We start from the raw sequence: 17027 nt of genomic DNA, 5'->3' as shown, positions 1-17027 counted from the left end.
TCTAGTCGGCGGCACGCCCCGCACTGGGTACCCAGGGGCAGTTGTTCGCCAACCGCTGAAGGGTGCCCAGTTTTCCGAGGAGCCAAGGACATGGCCACGAAGAAGAGCACGACTGCGAAGCGTTCGACGAAGACGACCGCCAAGAAGACGATTGCCAAGAAGGCGACCGCCAAGCGCTCGCCGAAGAAGGCGATCGCCCGCAAGGCGACCAAGTAGTCTTCGTTCCGCGGACGTTTCGTCCGCGGAGCACAGCCGCCGGGCCAAGACCTTGCGTCGGCGCCCTGGCGGTACGATTTCGACAGGTTCAGGCCGGCCCTCTGGCAGCACGAGGGCCGGCCTGTTTTCGTTTTGCCGTTCGAGGTCGCCGTCGCCGCTCTGGTGAAGCACGTCGTACGAGATTCCCGGGGCGTTGACGAAACCTATTGGCGCGGCTAAAGTTGCGCCAAACCATTCATCTTGAGAACCTTAGCAGCGTGACCCGCAACGACTCCGCGGAGACAATTGCCGAAGCCGGCCTTGCGAAGAGTTTTGATGAGTTGGGCCTTTCGCCCACCATGCTCGCCGCCGTGGCCCAGGCCAACTATCTCGCGCCGACCCCCATTCAAGCCGGCCTGATTCCCTTGGCCGTGGCGGGGCGCGACGTGCTCGGGCAGGCGCGCACCGGCACCGGTAAGACCGCGGCCTTCGTGATTCCGATCCTCGAACGGGTCGATCCCAAGCGTGCCGCCGGCGCCCCGCAAGCGCTGGTGCTCGTGCCGACACGCGAGCTGGCCGTGCAGGTCCGCGAAGAGGTCGTCAAGCTAGCACACGGCCGGCGGCTACACTGCGTGCCGCTCTACGGCGGCAAGCCGATCCGCGGGCAGATCGAGAAGCTGAGCCGCGGTGCCGAAATCGTGGTCGGCACTCCGGGACGCGTGCTCGATCACATGAGCCGGCAGACGCTCAAGCTCGATCAGCTCAAGATCGTAGTACTCGACGAGGCCGACCGGATGCTCGACATCGGCTTCCGGCCCGACATCGAGAAGATTCTGCGGCGCTGTCCGCGCGAGCGGCAGACGCTGCTCTTGTCGGCCACCGTTCCGCCGGCGGTCGAGCGGCTCTCGACGCGGTACATGCACGACCACGAGACGCTCAATTTTTCGCCCAAAGAGGTCTCGGTCGACACGATCGAGCAGTTCTATTTCACGGTCGATCCCGAGCGGAAATTCGAGCTGCTGGTCAAGCTCATGCGCCGCGAGCAGCCGCAACAGGCCATCGTGTTTTGCCGGACCAAGCGCGGCACCCAGCGGATCTTTCAGAACCTTTCCAAGAAGTTCGAGGGCGTCGAATGCATGCATGGCGATCTGGCGCAAAGCGCCCGTGATCGGACCATGCTGCGGTTCCGCGAGGGTAAGGTTAAATACCTCGTCGCGACCGACGTAGTCGGCCGCGGCATCGACGTCTCGAGCATCTCGCACATCGTCAACTACGACATCCCCGAGTTTTGCGACGACTACGTCCACCGTGTCGGCCGCACGGGCCGGATGGGCCGAGAAGGCGTGGCCTACACCTTTGTCGCCCCCGACGAGGGCGCCGAGCTGACCAGGATCGAGATTCGCATCAACCGGCTGCTGAAGCGCGATCACCTTGAAGGCTTCGAGCATCAGGCGGCCATGCCGGCCGCCGACAAGCAGCCCGCCGGCGCCGCGCCGGCTGCGGCGCCGCAGCCCGAAGAACCGGCGGCCCCGAAACCGGCCCCCTTACCGGGCGGCCGCACCCGGCGATATCGCCGGGCCCTCTGAGGCCGAGGTCGGATGCGAAGGGGGGGCCGCGCTGGCCGGTACCGCGCTGGTTGGTGCGGCGACGCGTGTCGCAGGCCGCCCCGGACCGGGAATCGTGCTCAGTTCCAACAGCAGCAGCACGAGCACGGTCGCCAGCGCAAAAAAGCACTCGATCGGGGCAGAACGGCCGCCCTGAATGCCGACGATCTGGACACGCCGGGTCCAACGCGCGCTCCACAGCGCCACTGCGCCGGCGATCAGGGCCACGGCCAGCAGCGCCGCCGCCAGCTCGTCGTGGCCTGCCAGCAACAGCCGCGATCGAGGCCCGCGCCAAAGGCTGACACCCACGGCCAAAGCCAGCACGCAATGGCCGGCAACGGGGAACCAGAGCCAGGGGCCCGGCTCATAGCGTTTCTTGGGCCACGCCAGGCCGCGGCCGAAAGACCGCAGCCCGGTGACGACAAAATAGATGCCGGTGGCCGCGGCTATGTTCCACACATGGACGCGTTGCCACGCCAGATAAGGCGCCGATCGAGCCGAGGGAAGCGTCCGCAGGTCCCAGGCGCCATAGACCAGGGCCGCCACGCACAACACGGCAACTGCCAGTGAAGCGGCCCGAAGTCGGCGTGGCAGCGGTTGCGCGTCGGCAAGAATAACCACGAGTGGCCGTTCGGAAGCCAAAGGATCTTCGGGGAAGTCGCCGCGGCGGCGTACATTAGCGTAGGCGCCGCACGGCCGGAGCCGCAACCACGCTCTGCCAGATTGGTTTCATAGCCAGGAAATCGAGTGAGTCGATCCGCCGCGATGCTCGTTTGTGCCTGCGCCCTCGCGGCTGCCCGCGCTGCCGCCGCCGACGCTGGGCTCGCGCGGTACGCCGGGCAGCACATCACGCTGGTCGCCGACCAGCTGGAGCCTGCGGTGGCCAACGAGCTGGTGGCGATGTTCGACCTGGCCGTGCCGCAATGGTGCGATTTCTTCCAGCAGCCCCTCGACGGGGCCGCGAAATGGCGCGTCACTGCCAGCGTGATGCGCAATCGCGAGCGATTCGTGGCCGCGGGGCTGCTGACGCCCGACATTCCGCGCTTTCGCCACGGCTATGCCCTCGCCGATCGGCTCTGGCTCGATGCCCAGACCTCGCCTTATTACCAGCGCCACCTGCTGCTGCACGAAGGCACCCATGCGTTTGTGCAGGCCCGGTTCGGCGACACGGGCCCTCCGTGGTATGCCGAGGGCACGGCCGAACTCCTGGCAACCCACACCTGGCAGTCGGGCCAATTGACGCTGGGCGTGGTGCCGAAGAGCGCCGGGGAAGTTCCCGGCTGGGGACGCATCGGCTGGGTGCGCCGCGCGGTGGCAGCGGGCCGCGGCCGCACGCTCGACGAAATCCTCGCGCTGCGCATCCCGGCCGATCGCGACGACGATGAGTATGGCTGGTGCTGGGCCGCGGCATTGTTTTTCAGCCGGCACCCGGTCACACGGGCCGCCTTCGCCGGGCTGCCGCCGCACGTCCGGAGCCGCGACGTGAACGAAGCGTTGCGCGGCGAGCTGCGCAGCGCATGGCCCGCCTTGGCCGAGCAATGGCTGGCCATGACCCAGGAGCTCGCCTACGGGCACGACGTCGAGCGTACGGTCATCGATTTGCAAGCCGCGCAGAAATCGCTGGCGCCGGGCGAAGCAGCGGTCGTCGAAGTGTCCGCGGAACGCGGCTGGCAGAACTCCGGCCTGAGGCTGCGGTCCGGTCAACGCTATCAGCTTCGTGCCAGCGGGCGCTACCAGATTGCCCGCACCGATCGTCCTTGGCCCTGCGAGGCGGGGGGCGTGACGATCCGCTATCACGAAGGCCGGCCGCTGGGGATCTTGCTCGGTACGGTCCGTCCCGAGGACGCCCCGGACGCGGCGCAGGGCGTTTGCTGGGCGAAGCCCCTGGTCGTGGGGCTCGAAACGGAGTGGACACCCACGACAGAGGGCACGTTGTTCCTCCGCGTCAACGACTCGCCCGGCGAATTGCACGACAACGCCGGCAAGGTGACGGTCCGGATTCGCGCGCAGTGATGTCGTGAGGGGGCACGGCCGCCAAATCATTCTTTACGCGCGGCGCTGCATGTGACATAGTTCGCAGCCCCGGGAAAGGATTTTCCGGACAACGAACGACGCCGCTGCACCAAGGAGGGCGCACGCGATGTGGAGCGATCTGGTCTGCCCGATCGATCAAGGCGCGCTGGAAGGCCGCGACGAGCGATTGGTTTGCCGGCGCTGCGGCTCGGGTTTTCCCGTGCTGGACAGCATTCCGACGTTTCTGGCCGGCAATGAATCGACGCGCTGGCGTCGCAGCCAGCGGCGCTGGCTGGCGGCGCTGCCCCGCTCGCCGCGCGACGAGCGCGTGCAGATCGTGCCCGAGCTGCGCGAGCGCGGCCGGCGCGTCGAACGGCTGCTGCGCGATCACGTGGCCCTGGGCTCGCACGACCGGGTGCTCCAGATCGGCGCCGGCGCCGAGGGCGAGGTCCACCATTTTCAAACGGGCGTCCGCTACGCGGTAGATCCCCTGGCGGCGGTGTTGGCCGAACGCCGGTTGCTGCGCTGGGGCCAGGTGCGCTGGGTGGCGGCGCGCGGCGAACAGTTGCCCTTTGCCGACGGCACGTTCTCGGCCGTGATCTTGGCCAACGTGCTGAACTGGGTCGACTCGCCACGGCGAGTCATGTTCGAAGCCTGGCGCTGCCTCACGGCCAATGGAGTACTGCTCATCGCCCACGGAGCCAACACGCTGCAACCGTTGCGCGACTTGACCCTCGGCGCGGTACACGAGCTGTCCACCGGATTTCGCGTGTTGGCGCAAGGCTCGTGCGGACCGCTAGCGGTGAGCGACGCCCACTCGGGCGCCGTCGCGGCGCGGTTGGTGGCCGACACCCGTCATTACCTGTTGTTGTCGCGCACCGCGGGCCTGCGACTCATGGCGGCTGCTTGAGGCACTTGCCTGAATTGCACAGCTTACTTCGCGGCGTCGCCGGCTAACGTCGGAATAACATTGTCCTAACACGGACATCCCCGACGCGCGCACCTCGGCGAAGAACTATTTCAAAAAACTCCGTGCACTAATCGTCCGCAAACAATCGCACTCTAGATTCCGCCGACGTGGATGCTTGAGTACTGGACCCGTGTGACGCGCCGCGGCTGGGCGCCGGGCCCGATGCAGCGATTGGAAATGCTCATGACGATCTGAAGCCTGCGCCCGCGCGACACCAGTTCGCGCGATTCTTTGCAGGCACCGGCAGACGGCTCTGTTGAGAGCAGTCCCTTGGCCTGAGCGTCGCGTACGCCGGCAAGAGTTGCCTCGCACACGTCTGCAGCGCCGCGGTCTGCGGCGCCTTTCCGCGCGACGCCGTCCGGCCCGAGTGGCGGCCGCAGCGCGTGCTCCCTCGTTCATTCAGCATCGCCTCGATCGAGGCGATGCCAGGCGTGATTTGGCTGACGTATTCAGAAAACAGGAACCTTCGATGAAATTTCGTACGATGGCCGGCATGTGGCTCGTTTCGCTCGGTTGCTCGCTGGCCCAGGCGGGCCCGCTGATCAGCGAGATCTATTTCAATCCGCCGGGCGGCAACGACTCGCCGGCGACCAATGCGCTCGAGTACATCGAGCTTTGCGGTCCGGCTAACCAGGCGCTCGACAACCGCTATCTGATCATCATCGAGAACGAAAACGACGAGTTTAACTCGCAAAACCCCGGTGAAATCGAGGGGATCTTTAATCTCGCCAACATGACTTTCGGCGACAACGGCTTCCTCGTGCTGGGCATGAAGAACCCTGCCTATCCGGGGATCAACGACTCCGTGGCTTTTGACGATCCGACCATCGATGTGCCCGGCGCGCCGACGATTGCCGAAAGCCTCAAGACGCTGGCCAACGGCGCGCACGCCTACATCAACCGCGACACCGGCGCGGGCTACGGCAACGGGCCCACCAGCAGCATCGGGTACACCGGTCAAGGGCTCGATCTCGAAGGCTCGGGCTTTACGGCCATGCTGATCGAGGTTGATCCGGCCATCGGTTCGGCCCCGGTGTTGAACGACGACCTAGACGTCGGCAACAACGGCCTCGACGTGGTCACGGGCCAGGCCGGCTGGACGATCCTGGATTCGATCGGCGTGTTCGGCGAGGCCGACGAGCCGGAGTTTGGCCGTCTCTACGCGGAGGTAAACTTCGGGCCGGGTCCCTTGGGACTCGCGGGCATCGGCGGCATCGAGCCGGGCGCTCAGTACATCAACACGCTGGCGCAACTCGCCGAAATCGAGTACATCGGTCGCGTGGGCGGTGGCAGCACGCCGGCCGATTGGATGGTCGCTAACCTGACCGATAACGCGGCGACTGGCTTCACAGCCGCTGCGCGCAACTACGCGATCAGCGGGAACCACGCGCAGTTGAACGACGCGGAGGTCTACGTCGGCAGCACCGCGCAGCCTGCGGCGTTTCCCTATGGCACCGATATCACCGTTTCGTTTGGCACCGACAATGTCGGTTCCGTACCGCAACACCCGGTGCCCGAGCCGAGCAGCTTTGTGCTCCTGGCGTGCGGCGGGGCGTTCGCGCTGGCCGTGCGTCGGCGTTGGCAGCAACCGTAGCTCGTCGCGCGTGGCGAAACGCTGATCGACACGTGGCCGCAGTCCATCGATGGACTGCGGCCACGCTCTTTGGGATGCGCCTCCAATGCGCCCCAGCAAGGCGCTGCGTCGCAGCGCCAGAAGAAACGGGAAATTTTACGCAATGCTCATCATCGACGAATACAGCCGCACTACATTCTGCGACTCCTTGAGCCGCGAGCATGGGCATCGCGACGCAGGATGAGGCAGAGGATTGATCGCAGCGACGCGCACAGGCCGGCGCTGCGCAGGACTCACCACCAGGCGGACCGCTAATGATCGCACACGGTTCGTGACCGGGTCATGGAAACGACTCGCGGCACGGACATCCTTGTGCAACGCCACAGACTGCCGGGGCAGCTTGCCGCGGCTCGTCTCAGCCATCGACCTAGTCAGGGGCATGCGCCGGCGGCCGGTAACCGCTGGCGAATCTAGCTGGCCCTGCGGCGACTGTTCCGTTCCGCACCAGGATGTCTGTCCGGCCCGTTCCGTACTGCGTGCGAGCGAAGGCATCTGGCCTGCAGGGTAGGCAGCTTTGCGAGACCGCAACGCTGACAACGTGAACTAACAACGGCTCGACACTTCATTCAGGAAATCTTTCGGAGAAGCAAATGCAGAACTTTTTGAAACTGTTTACCGGCACCGTGCTGGGCTGGGTGCTGCTGGCCAACTCGGCCAGCGCCGGTCCGCTGATCAGCGAGATCTACTTCAACCCGCCGGGCGGCAACGACGCGCCGGCGACCAACGCGCTCGAGTACATCGAACTCTGCGGCGATGCCAACCTGGCGTTGGACGATTACTACCTGATCTTCCTGGAAAACGAGAACGATTCGCTCAATTCGGGCGCGCCAGGCGAGATCGAGAACATCTTTGACCTGTCGGGCATGAGCTTTGGCAGCAACGGGTTCCTCGTGCTGGGCATGCGGAACACCGCGTATCCCTCGATCAACGGCGCCTTCGATATCGCGACGCCGGCCATCGCCTCGGCTCCGACCAAGGCTGAAAGCCTGAAGACGCTGCCCAACGGTGCCCATGCATATATCAACCGCGATACGGGCAACGGCTACGGCAGCGGCGCGACCAGCAGCATCGGCCACGTGGGTCAGAACACCGACATCGAAGGCTCGGGCTTTACCGCCATGCTCATCCAGGTCAATCCGCTCGTCGGCGCGGCGCCCGTACTGAACGACGACCTGGACGTCGACAACGACGGACTCGACGTTCCCACTGGCCAGATCGGCTGGACCATCCTCGACGCGATCGGTGTCTTCGGCGAAGCCGGCGAGTCCGACTACGGCCGGTTGTATGCCACCAATGGCTTTGGTCCGGGCACGTTTGCCGGCGGCGGCATCGGCGGCATCGAAAGCGGCGCTACCTATATCCAGACCGACTCGGCCAGCCCGGCCTTGCTCGAGATCGAATACGTAGGCCGCGTAGGCATGGGCAACGACCCGGACGACTGGTTCGTCGCCAACCTGACGAACGATGCGGCCTCGGGCTTTGTGACCGCGCAGCGCAATTACGCCGTCAGCGGGAACCACACGCAGCAAGACACGCCCGAAGCGTGGATTGGCAACACGCCGGGTGCCGTGCCCTACGGTACCGACGTTACGGTCACGTTCGGATTCTCGAACGCCGTCCTGCACCCGGTACCGGAGCCGAGCAGCTTCGTACTGCTGGGCCTGGGCGGCGCAGTGCTGGCCCTGGTCGCGCGTCGTCGTCGCGCGGGCTAAAGGTGCTGGACCTGAGAGGTTAGCAAGACCTTAACGCCGGCAGAGCGCTCCTTGCACAAAGGCGGCGCTCTGCCGGCCGCTCTCATTGCTATGGCACCTGATTGGTCACGAACAACCGATCGATGTTGGTGGGCTGCGTTCGCCTGCTGCGCCTTGGCGGTGGGCTGCAACCGCGAGAACAACGCGACCGCGCCGATCGATCTGTATCCGGTGCGTGGAAACGTGACTTACCGGGGGCGGCCGACGCCGGGGGCCGTGATCTATTTTCATCCGGTCGACAACAGTCCTTATCCCCGGCCGCATGCCGAGCTGGATGCTGAGGGCGGGTTCCAGCTCAGCACGTTTCGCCTGCACGATGGCGCCCCGGCGGGCACCTATCGCGTCACCGTGTCTTGGAAAGTGCTGCCCGAAGGGGCCAGCGAGTATCTGAACGCCGAGGATCGAGACGAGGGCGACGAGCAGTTGCCCAAGCGTTATCTGCACGCCGGCTCGACGCCGTGGGAAATCACCGTGCAGCCCGGTACCAACGACCTGGGCAACCTGGAAATCGAACCTTGAGGCATGCCGCGCTCAGCGATCGCAGTCCACGACACCGGTGACCGCCGTGCCAGTTGCCGACATCCCGAATCAGGCGAGGAAGGCCATGTCCGACGAACGACGCGCGCGCGCAGGATTTACGCTGGTAGAACTGCTGGTGGTGATCGCGATCATCGGCGTATTGATCTCGTTGTTGCTCCCGGCCGTGCAGGCGGCGCGTGAGGCGGCAAACGCCAGCGCCTGCAAGAACAACTTCAAACAAATCGGCCTGGCGCTATTGAACTACGAGCTCACCTGGGGAGCCCTGCCGCCGAGCCGAATCCAGTACGTCACCAACATCAACGGCCAGGACAAGAACGTCTTACACTCGTGGACCCCGGCCGGCTTGCCCTTTTGCGAGCAATCGCAGTTAGCCACGCAATATCGCTGGGATCGCGATTGGCGCGCGGCCGAGAATCGCACCGTGGTGCAAACGACGGTGGCGCTGTACCGTTGTCCGTCGGCCCCCTCGTCGCGGCGGTCCAACAACTTCACCGGCGACGCGGTCGGCGATCTGGGCGCCGTGAACGAGGTAAAGCAAGACTTCTTCGATGCCACGGGCATCATGCCGCCGTCGAACCGGGCCGCCGCGATGACGCGCTGGGTCGAAACGCGGTTTGCCGAGATCACCGACGGCACCTCGCACACCATTACGACCGCCGAATGCGCTGGCCGGCCGCAGTTGTGGATCAAGGGCCAACTGCAAGACCGATCGCCGCCCGACGGCGTGGGCTGGGCCGACCCGAATTGTGGCTTCAGCATTTCCGGCACGCAGGCCGACGGCGTGCTGGTGGGCGGCCCCTGCGTGATCAATTGCACCAACGACAGCGAGGTTTACAGCTTTCACCCGGGCGGCGCGCACACCCTGTTCGCCGACGGCAGCGTCCACTTTCTCTACGAGCAAATCGACCTGCTGACGTTCGTCGCCCTGGTGACCCGCGCCGGCGGCGAGGTGATCGATCTGAAATCGGTCTATTAGCGGGCCGGCGACCACCGCGACGCCGCGGCGGGACGCCCGATTGACGATTGGGCACCGTCGCTCGACAATCGGGGTTTCACGGTTTCGTAGCGAAAGTGCCCTGCCGATGAATTGGATCGAGCGCGAGGACCCCGCCGTCTGGACGGCCATTTCCCAGGAAATGGTCCGCCAGCAGGACGGCCTGGAGATGATCGCCAGCGAGAACTATGTCAGCCCCGCCATCATGCAGGCGGCCGGCAGCGTGCTGACGAACAAATACGCCGAAGGCTACCCCGGCCGGCGCTACTATGGCGGCTGCGAACATGTCGATGTCGTCGAAGACCTGGCGCGCGATCGGGCACGGCAACTGTTCGGCGCCGACCATGCAAACGTCCAACCGCACTCGGGCAGCCAGGCCAATATGGCCGTCTACCTGTCGGCGCTCGAACCCGGCGACGTCGTACTGGGCATGGACCTGGCCCATGGCGGGCACCTGACCCACGGCATGAAGCTGAACATCTCGGGCCGGCTCTACAATTTCGTCGCCTATGGCGTCACGCGCGACACGCACCGGATCGATTTCGACCAGGTCGCGCGGCTAGCTCGCGAACATCGGCCCAAGCTGATCGTCGCCGGGGCGAGCGCTTACCCGCGCGAAATCGCGCACGAGCGTTTCGCCGAGATTGCCCGCGAGGTGGGCGCCCGGCTGATGGTCGACATGGCCCACTATGCCGGCCTGGTGGCAGCGGGAGTTCATAACAACCCCGTGCCGGTGGCCGACTTCGTCACCACCACCACGCACAAGACGCTGCGCGGGCCGCGCTCGGGCATGGTGCTGTGCCGCAACGAATTTGCCAAGGACGTTGACCGCAACGTGTTTCCCGGGCTGCAGGGCGGACCGCTCATGCACATCGTCGCCGCGAAGGCGATCTGCTTCGGCGAAGCACTGCGCGACGATTTCAAGGATTATGCCCGGGCCGTGGTGGCCAATGCCTTGGCGCTGGCCGAGACGCTCCTGACCGGCGGCGCGCGGCTGGCCAGCGGCGGAACCGACAATCACTTGCTGTTGTTGGACGTGACCTCGCTCGGTACGGCAGGCAAGCAGGCCGAGGCGACGCTCGACCGCTGCGGCATCACGGCCAACAAGAACATGATCCCCTACGACGAGCGCAAGCCGCTCGATCCGTCAGGCATTCGGTTGGGCACTCCGGCCCTGACGACGCGCGGTATGCGGACCGACGAAATGCGCCGCATCGGCGGCTGGATTCTCGAGGCCCTGCGCTGCCAGGACGACCCGGCGGCGCTGGCGCGCATTCGCGGCGAGGTGCGGGAGCTGTGTGGGCAGTTTCCGGTGCCGGCGATGCGGCTGTCGCCGGAAGACTCGGCCGTGACCGCCGGCCGGTAGCGCCGTTTGTCCCCCTTTTCGACCGCCAGGGCCCACCAAGCCAGAAAGCCATCTCATGTCGCTGCCGCGTAGCCGGATCCTGATCGCCGACGACAACGCGACGAACGTCGAGTTGTTGGAGGTCTACCTGACCGGGATCGATTGCGACCTGGCCGTCGCCGTTGATGGCCAGGACACGCTCAACAAGGTGCGCGACTTCAAGCCCGACTTGATCTTGCTCGACATCATGATGCCCAAGCTGTCGGGCTTCGAGGTCTGCAAGCAGCTCAAGTCGGACCCGGCGACGCGCGGCATCATGATCCTGATGGTCACCGCCCTGAACGAATTGGGCGACATCGAACGGGCCGTCAACGCCGGGACCGATGATTTTCTCAGCAAGCCGGTCAACCAGGTCGAGCTGCGCAAGCGGGTCGAAAACATGCTCCGGCTCCGGCACATGGCCGACGAGGTCGAACGGTTGCGGAGCTACATCCAGGCGATGGAAGACGCCGACGCGCGGTAGTGGCGGCCACGTCGCCTCACGCGGGGCCGTATTCGGGCGCCTGCCCGCCGCAGCGTAAGTCGCGCTGGAAGGCAATCGCGACCGAACAGCCGCACCGACGGGATCTGGCAAGCAAGTGCGGCGATTGTCGATTATCTTCGGAATGGCCTGGGCTTCGCCTTACACGCTGGCCGGACTGACGTTTGGGACCCTAGGCCTGTGCACGGGCGGGCACGCTCGGGTCCGCGGCCGTACGCTCGAGTCTTATGGCGGCGCGGTCACGTGGTTGTTACATCGCCTTCCTGAGGGGCAGTTCGTGTTGGCCCTCACACTCGGCCACACCATTCTTGGGCAGTCTGCGGCGGCGCTCAATATCGCACGTAGGCATGAACTGGTCCATGTAAGGCAGTTCGAGCGGTGGGGGATCTTTTTCGGACCTGCTTATTTGTCGTGCTCACTCATCTTTTGGCTGCGAGGTCACGACTCGTATCGAGACAATCCCTTCGAGCGCGAGGCGTATGACGAATCGGGCGGGGACTAGGCGTTGAGGATTTGGCGCCACGAAGCCTTTCCCGGTGGCGATCAGGGGAACAGCTTGCCCCACAGCGCGACGGCTCCGCCCAGGCCGAGCAGCGATTGCACGGCCGTGACGGGAGACTTCAACGTGGCCGTTCCGAATGCTCCTGCAACGGCGACGCCGATCAACAGCACGCAGGCCAGCTCGTAAGCGGCCGCGCCGCGATAGGCCGACCAGAACAGTGCCCCGGCCATCACGGCGTTGTAGATGCCCGCATTCTTGACGACCGTGGCCACCAGATGCCGTTGCTCGGGCGTCCACTCCGACGGGTAATGCGGCAGCCGATAGCCCTTCGTCGAAACCCCCGAGCTCTTGGCCAGCTTTTTCAAAGAAGCGTAGAGCAACAGCGGTTGCGGCCAGGGCAACATCTCGCAGCCTGCGAACAGCGCGTGCACGACGCCAACCGCAGCGATGTACCATTCCATCCGAAGTCTCCTGCCCTGACGACGGTGAGGTAGTAAAAGTTAAGGCGAAAACATCTTATCGTATGCATGAGATAACGTGAAATAACCTGATCACCTCGCCGGGCTTGATCCCTTCCACAACGTGCATTGGAACGCGACCTGCCGGCTCGCTGGACTACCTCGTCCAGAAATATTTTGATCTCTTTGTAAGCCGCCGAGCGTTCGAGGTACCAATACCTCTAGCACGAGGTTTGGCGTTGCTCGACGAAGATCAAAAAGCGCTGTTTGTGGCCTGGCTCGGCGAACACGGCTCGTCGGTCCTGAAGGTCGCTCGCGCCTACACGCTCACCAGCGAGGAATGCCAGGACCTGGCCCAGGAAATCCTGCTGCAGGCCTGGCGGTCGCTGGCACATTTCGACGGCCGTGCGAGCGCCTCGACGTGGTTCTATCGCGTGGCACTCCATACCGCGCTGAACTGGCATCGACAGGACGCTCGCCGCCGGTCCAGGCAGCAGCCGCTCCTGGAATCGCGCGACGCGGTGGTCGACGGAGTCGATAGCTGCAAACAAGCACAGCAACGCGAGACGGTCGAACGACTCTACCGGGCCATTCATCAACTGCCGAAAACCGACGCGGCCTTGGTGCTGCTCTACCTCGACCAGTTGAGTTACCGGGAAATGGCCGAGGTGCTCGGCATTTCCGAGAGCCACGTAGGCGTCAAGTTGCATCGAGCCCGAAAAGCGTTGAGCGCCTTGATGAACGAGGACGACCATGGAACCTGATGCTTATCAGCAGGCCTGGCGCGAGCAGGCATCGCAAATGCGGTTCGCCATCGGTGCGGACTTGCTGTTGCAGGAAGTGCAACGCAACCAGCAGCATTTCCATACCCTGATCTGGCTGCGAGACGCTCGCGAAATCATCACCTGCTTGTTGCTCCTTCCCGTGTGGTTCATCCTCGGGGCGACGATCTCGCTGCCGTGGACCTGGTATCTCATGGTGCCCACTCTGTTCGGTGTGCCTGTGTTCATGTGGCTCGACCGCCGGCGCCATCCGCAGAGCCCGAACCTGGCGGGCGAAACGCTGGTGCACGGCGTCGAGAGTTCCCTGACGCAAGTGGAGCATCAGATCTGGCTGCTCCGCAATGTCTTGTGGTGGTATCTGCTGCCGTTCTTGATTCCGATGCTTGCGTTCTTCGCGCACGTCTCCTGGGACGTGGCCGTCGCGACGCATCATTGGCTGACGGGAGTCGTGTTCGGGACCTTGCTGTTAGTGTTTGTGCTGGCGATCAATAGCTACGTCTATTACCTGAACCAGGCCGCCGTGCGCAAAGTGCTCGAGCCGCGCCGCCAGGAGCTGCTCGCGTTGCTGACCAGCCTGAAAGAAGGATAAGAGCCCAAGCGCAGCCAGTGCCCGCGATGTTCCGCGGGAGCAACCCCGGTGGTTGCACCGTCGCTCCCGGGTCGGTTCACGAATGCCGCCGGCGAGTTGCCAGAGACGTCCCCGCAACGTCAAATGGTCGCCGCTGCGGGCCCTTTGTCGCAGGGCCTGCCCCCCCTTCGACCTCGACGGACTAGGAGCGTGCTGGGCATGAGTGCCACGGGACCACTCGATAACACCCCGTTGTGGTTGCTGTTCATCGTCTCGGTCGCCTTGATCTACGCGGCGCTCGAAACCGGCTATCGGGTCGGCCGGCACCGCAGCCAGCGATACCCCGAGAAAGAAACCACGCTGGGCGCCATGACCGGCGCCATGCTGGGGCTCTTGGCCTTTATCCTGGCGTTTACCTTCGGGCTTGCGGCGTCGCGCTTCGATGACCGGCGCCACACGATTCTCGACGAAGCCAATGCGATCGGCACCACGTACCTGCGCGCCAAGCTCTTACCTCAGCCTCAGCAGGCGGCCATTCGACGGCTGTTGAAGACCTACGTCGACACTCGGCTGTCCGCCATGCAGCCAGGGCAAATGGATGCGGCGATTAACGCGTCGCTGCGCATTCACGATCAACTCTGGAACGAGACCTCGGCGGTGGCGGCCGCCGATTCGCACTCGATCGTGACGGGGCTGTTCATCCAGTCACTCAACGAGATGATCGATCTGCATGCGACGCGCGTGATGGTCGGGCTGCGCAGCCGGATCCCCGGTGCCGTCTGGGCGGCGCTGTATGCCGTGGCCATTCTGACCATGGCCACTTTGGGTTTTCAGGAAGGCGTGTTGTCCAACCGGCGCTCGCTGGTGTCGTTCGGGGTGGTCCTGGCGTTCACCATCGTGCTGTTCATGACTACCGACCTGGACCGTCCCAGGGAGGGCCTGCTGCAAATCAGTCAACAGACCATGCTCGACTTGCAGCAGTCGGTGCGTGCCAGCGAGCCTTGAGGCGGAGCCCGCGCCAAGACTTCGCAGGATGTCTCCCCAGAAGCGAGGTGCCACATGAGCGACGTTCAACCAGGACAAGCCGCTCCCTTGGGCGCCAAGGTGACGGCCGGCGGTGTGAATTTCAGCCTGTTTTCCCGCACCGCAGCGAGCGTCGAGTTGTTGCTGTTCGACGCGGTCGATGCCGCCGCACCCCAGCGTATCATCCCACTCGACCCGGTCGAAAACCACACCTACCACTACTGGCACGCCTTCGTGCCCGGCCTGCAGGCAGGGCAAATCTATGGCTACCGTGTGAGTGGGCCGCACGAGCCCGCGCGCGGGCTGCGGTTTGATCCCGCCAAGGTGCTGCTCGATCCGTACGGCCGCGGCGTGGCGAGCCCGCCGGGCTACAGCCGGCAGGCCGCCTCGACGGCCGGCGACAATTCGGCCACGGCGATGAAGAGCGTGGTGATCGATCCCCGCGCCTACGACTGGGAAGGCGACCGGCACCCGCGCCATCCGGCAGCGCGAACGATCATTTACGAGATGCACGTCCGCGGGTTCACGCAACACCCCAACTCGGGTCTCCCCGACGCGCGCCGCGGGACCTATGCCGGGTTGATCGACAAGATTCCCTATCTCGCGGAACTCGGCGTGACCGCAGTCGAGCTGTTGCCCGTCTTTCAATTCGATCCGACCGACGCCCCGCTCGGCAAGCTGAACTACTGGGGCTACGCGCCGATCTCGTTCTTCGCGCCACACCAGGCGTACAGCTCGCGGCTCGACCCGACCGGGCCGACCGACGAGTTCCGCGACCTGGTCAAGGCCCTCCATCGCGCCGGCATCGAAGTGATTCTCGATGTGGTGTTCAACCACACGGCCGAAGGAAACCATGAAGGACCGACGCTCGGATTCCGCGGGATCGACAACGCCACTTATTACCTGTTGGAAGACGGCGGCGCCCGGTATGCCAACTACTCCGGCTGCGGCAACACGTTCAACGCCAACCACCCGGTGGTGCGCCGGCTGATCGTCGACAGCCTGCGCTACTGGGTGCAAGAAATGCACGTCGATGGTTTCCGCTTCGATCTCGCCTCGATTCTGGCGCGCGACGACACGGGGCAGCCGCTGCCGAACCCGCCGGTGCTCTGGGATATCGAGACCGATCCGGCCCTGGCCGGCACGAAACTGCTGGCCGAGGCCTGGGACGCCGCAGGCTTGTACCAGGTGGGAAGTTTCGTCGGCGATGCCTGGAAAGAATGGAACGGCCGCTTTCGCGACGATGTGCGCGATTTCTTCCGCGGCGAACCGGGCGCGCTGCGCCGCGTGGCCGACCGCATCGTCGGCAGCCCGCAAATCTACGGGCACGAAGAACGCGAAGCGGAGCAAAGCGTGAACTTCGTCACCTGCCACGACGGCTTCACGCTGAACGACCTGGTTTCATACAACGAGAAGCACAACGAGGACAACGGCGAGGACAATCGCGACGGGGCGAACGACAATCGCAGTTGGAACTGCGGCGTCGAAGGCCCGACCCCTGACGCGGCGATCGAGCGGCTGCGCAACCGCCAGATCAAGAACTTTCTCACTGTGACGCTGATGTCGTTGGGCACACCCATGATCTTGATGGGCGACGAGGTGCGCCGTACGCAACGCGGTAACAACAACGCCTATTGCCAGGACAACGAGCTGAGCTGGTTCGACTGGAGCTTGACGGACCGGCACGCCGACTTGCTACGCTTCGTCCAACTGCTGATTGCCCGACGGCTGATGCGAACGGTCGAACAAGAAAACCGGCGCGTGAGTCTCAACGCCTTGCTCCGCGACGCGGTCAAGGCCTGGCACGGCGTGCAACTGAACGCGCCCGACTGGGGCGAGAACTCGCATGCCGTCGCGCTCTACTCCGAACTGCGCCTCGAGGACTTGAAGCTGCATTTCATCCTCAACGCCTATTGGGAGCCGTTGGAGTTCGAACTGCCCGTGCTCCCCTCGGGTGGCTCGTGGAGCCGGTGGATCGACACGGCCTTGGACTCGCCCGACGACATCGTGCCCTGGCAAGATGCGCCCGTGCACGAAAGCGCTATGTATCGCGCGCAATCACGATCCGTCGTGCTATTGATCGCCGGCGGCACGGACTGATCCTGCGA

General features: G+C 64.7%; 15 protein-coding genes. 13 read left to right on the top strand and 2 right to left on the bottom strand.

Features of this window, described 5'->3' with window-relative positions; translation table 11 throughout:
• Positions 1-554: 554 nt before the first annotated feature.
• On the top strand, positions 555-1781 hold the full coding sequence (locus tag K1X74_05535) for a DEAD/DEAH box helicase (protein ID MBX7165792.1): 1227 nt from the start codon (positions 555-557) through the stop codon (positions 1779-1781).
• On the opposite strand, the gene K1X74_05530 is transcribed toward K1X74_05535, so the two are convergent.
• Entirely contained in the window at positions 1740-2420 is a 681-nt protein-coding gene (locus K1X74_05530; protein ID MBX7165791.1) for a hypothetical protein, read from the bottom strand. The two genes, K1X74_05535 and K1X74_05530, sit on opposite strands and share 42 nt — an antisense overlap.
• Positions 2421-2546: 126 nt before the next feature.
• Here K1X74_05530 and K1X74_05525 point away from each other — a divergent pair, with 126 nt between their 5' ends.
• The 8 genes from K1X74_05525 (at position 2547) to K1X74_05490 (ending at position 11568) form a co-directional block, all read left to right on the top strand.
• Positions 2547-3812: a hypothetical protein gene (locus tag K1X74_05525; protein ID MBX7165790.1), complete on the top strand. Its 1266-nt coding sequence runs from the start codon at positions 2547-2549 to the stop codon at positions 3810-3812.
• A 127-nt stretch (positions 3813-3939) separates the two neighbouring features.
• Complete coding sequence (locus K1X74_05520; protein ID MBX7165789.1) at positions 3940-4722, top strand: methyltransferase domain-containing protein; 783 nt, start codon at positions 3940-3942, stop codon at positions 4720-4722.
• 529 nt (positions 4723-5251) lie between these two features.
• Positions 5252-6376 carry a PEP-CTERM sorting domain-containing protein gene (locus K1X74_05515; GenBank protein ID MBX7165788.1) on the top strand — a complete coding sequence of 375 codons (1125 nt, stop codon included), beginning with the start codon at positions 5252-5254 and terminating at the stop codon, positions 6374-6376.
• 629 nt (positions 6377-7005) lie between these two features.
• Entirely contained in the window at positions 7006-8127 is a 1122-nt protein-coding gene (locus K1X74_05510) for a PEP-CTERM sorting domain-containing protein (protein ID MBX7165787.1), read from the top strand.
• A 159-nt stretch (positions 8128-8286) separates the two neighbouring features.
• Complete coding sequence (locus K1X74_05505) at positions 8287-8685, top strand: hypothetical protein (GenBank protein ID MBX7165786.1); 399 nt, start codon at positions 8287-8289, stop codon at positions 8683-8685.
• Positions 8686-8770: 85 nt separating this feature from the next.
• Positions 8771-9682: a DUF1559 domain-containing protein gene (locus tag K1X74_05500; GenBank protein ID MBX7165785.1), complete on the top strand. Its 912-nt coding sequence runs from the start codon at positions 8771-8773 to the stop codon at positions 9680-9682.
• Between the two features lie 106 nt (positions 9683-9788).
• Positions 9789-11066, top strand: a complete 1278-nt coding sequence (locus K1X74_05495; protein ID MBX7165784.1) for a serine hydroxymethyltransferase — start codon at positions 9789-9791, stop codon at positions 11064-11066.
• Between the two features lie 55 nt (positions 11067-11121).
• Positions 11122-11568, top strand: coding sequence for a response regulator (locus K1X74_05490; protein ID MBX7165783.1), 447 nt, complete (start codon positions 11122-11124; stop codon positions 11566-11568).
• Between the two features lie 561 nt (positions 11569-12129).
• On the opposite strand, the gene K1X74_05485 is transcribed toward K1X74_05490, so the two are convergent.
• Positions 12130-12549: a DUF1304 domain-containing protein gene (locus K1X74_05485; protein MBX7165782.1), complete on the bottom strand. Its 420-nt coding sequence runs from the start codon at positions 12547-12549 to the stop codon at positions 12130-12132.
• Positions 12550-12785: 236 nt separating this feature from the next.
• Between K1X74_05485 and K1X74_05480 the strand changes: the two genes are divergently transcribed.
• The 4 genes from K1X74_05480 (at position 12786) to glgX (ending at position 17019) form a co-directional block, all read left to right on the top strand.
• A complete protein-coding gene (locus K1X74_05480; protein MBX7165781.1) occupies positions 12786-13310 on the top strand; it encodes an RNA polymerase sigma factor in 525 nt (174 codons plus the stop codon).
• Complete coding sequence (locus tag K1X74_05475; GenBank protein MBX7165780.1) at positions 13300-13917, top strand: hypothetical protein; 618 nt, start codon at positions 13300-13302, stop codon at positions 13915-13917. The genes K1X74_05480 and K1X74_05475 overlap by 11 nt, the downstream gene beginning before the upstream one ends.
• 198 nt (positions 13918-14115) lie before the next feature.
• Complete coding sequence (locus K1X74_05470; GenBank protein ID MBX7165779.1) at positions 14116-14901, top strand: hypothetical protein; 786 nt, start codon at positions 14116-14118, stop codon at positions 14899-14901.
• Positions 14902-14955: 54 nt separating this feature from the next.
• Positions 14956-17019 (top strand): glycogen debranching protein GlgX, encoded by a 2064-nt coding sequence (gene glgX / locus K1X74_05465; GenBank protein ID MBX7165778.1) that lies wholly within the window; start codon positions 14956-14958, stop codon positions 17017-17019.
• The last annotated feature ends 8 nt before the right edge of the window (positions 17020-17027 follow it).

The sequence above is a fragment of the Pirellulales bacterium genome (assembly GCA_019694435.1).
Lineage (GTDB): Bacteria > Planctomycetota > Planctomycetia > Pirellulales > JAEUIK01 > JAIBBZ01.
This window is presented reverse-complemented; position numbering and strand designations above follow the sequence as displayed.

What these genes read in the sequence shown, in the direction of transcription:
- K1X74_05515 (MBX7165788.1), top strand. Translation starts at nt 5,252, where the DNA reads ATGAAATTTCGTACGATGGCCGGCATGTGGCTCGTTTCGCTCGGTTGC.
- K1X74_05520 (MBX7165789.1), top strand. Translation starts at nt 3,940, where the DNA reads ATGTGGAGCGATCTGGTCTGCCCGATCGATCAAGGCGCGCTGGAAGGC.
- K1X74_05485 (MBX7165782.1), bottom strand. Translation starts at nt 12,549, where the DNA reads ATGGAATGGTACATCGCTGCGGTTGGCGTCGTGCACGCGCTGTTCGCA.
- glgX (MBX7165778.1), top strand. Translation starts at nt 14,956, where the DNA reads ATGAGCGACGTTCAACCAGGACAAGCCGCTCCCTTGGGCGCCAAGGTG.
- K1X74_05495 (MBX7165784.1), top strand. Translation starts at nt 9,789, where the DNA reads ATGAATTGGATCGAGCGCGAGGACCCCGCCGTCTGGACGGCCATTTCC.
- K1X74_05500 (MBX7165785.1), top strand. Translation starts at nt 8,771, where the DNA reads ATGTCCGACGAACGACGCGCGCGCGCAGGATTTACGCTGGTAGAACTG.
- K1X74_05535 (MBX7165792.1), top strand. Translation starts at nt 555, where the DNA reads ATGCTCGCCGCCGTGGCCCAGGCCAACTATCTCGCGCCGACCCCCATT.
- K1X74_05475 (MBX7165780.1), top strand. Translation starts at nt 13,300, where the DNA reads ATGGAACCTGATGCTTATCAGCAGGCCTGGCGCGAGCAGGCATCGCAA.
- K1X74_05510 (MBX7165787.1), top strand. Translation starts at nt 7,006, where the DNA reads ATGCAGAACTTTTTGAAACTGTTTACCGGCACCGTGCTGGGCTGGGTG.
- K1X74_05490 (MBX7165783.1), top strand. Translation starts at nt 11,122, where the DNA reads ATGTCGCTGCCGCGTAGCCGGATCCTGATCGCCGACGACAACGCGACG.
- K1X74_05470 (MBX7165779.1), top strand. Translation starts at nt 14,116, where the DNA reads ATGAGTGCCACGGGACCACTCGATAACACCCCGTTGTGGTTGCTGTTC.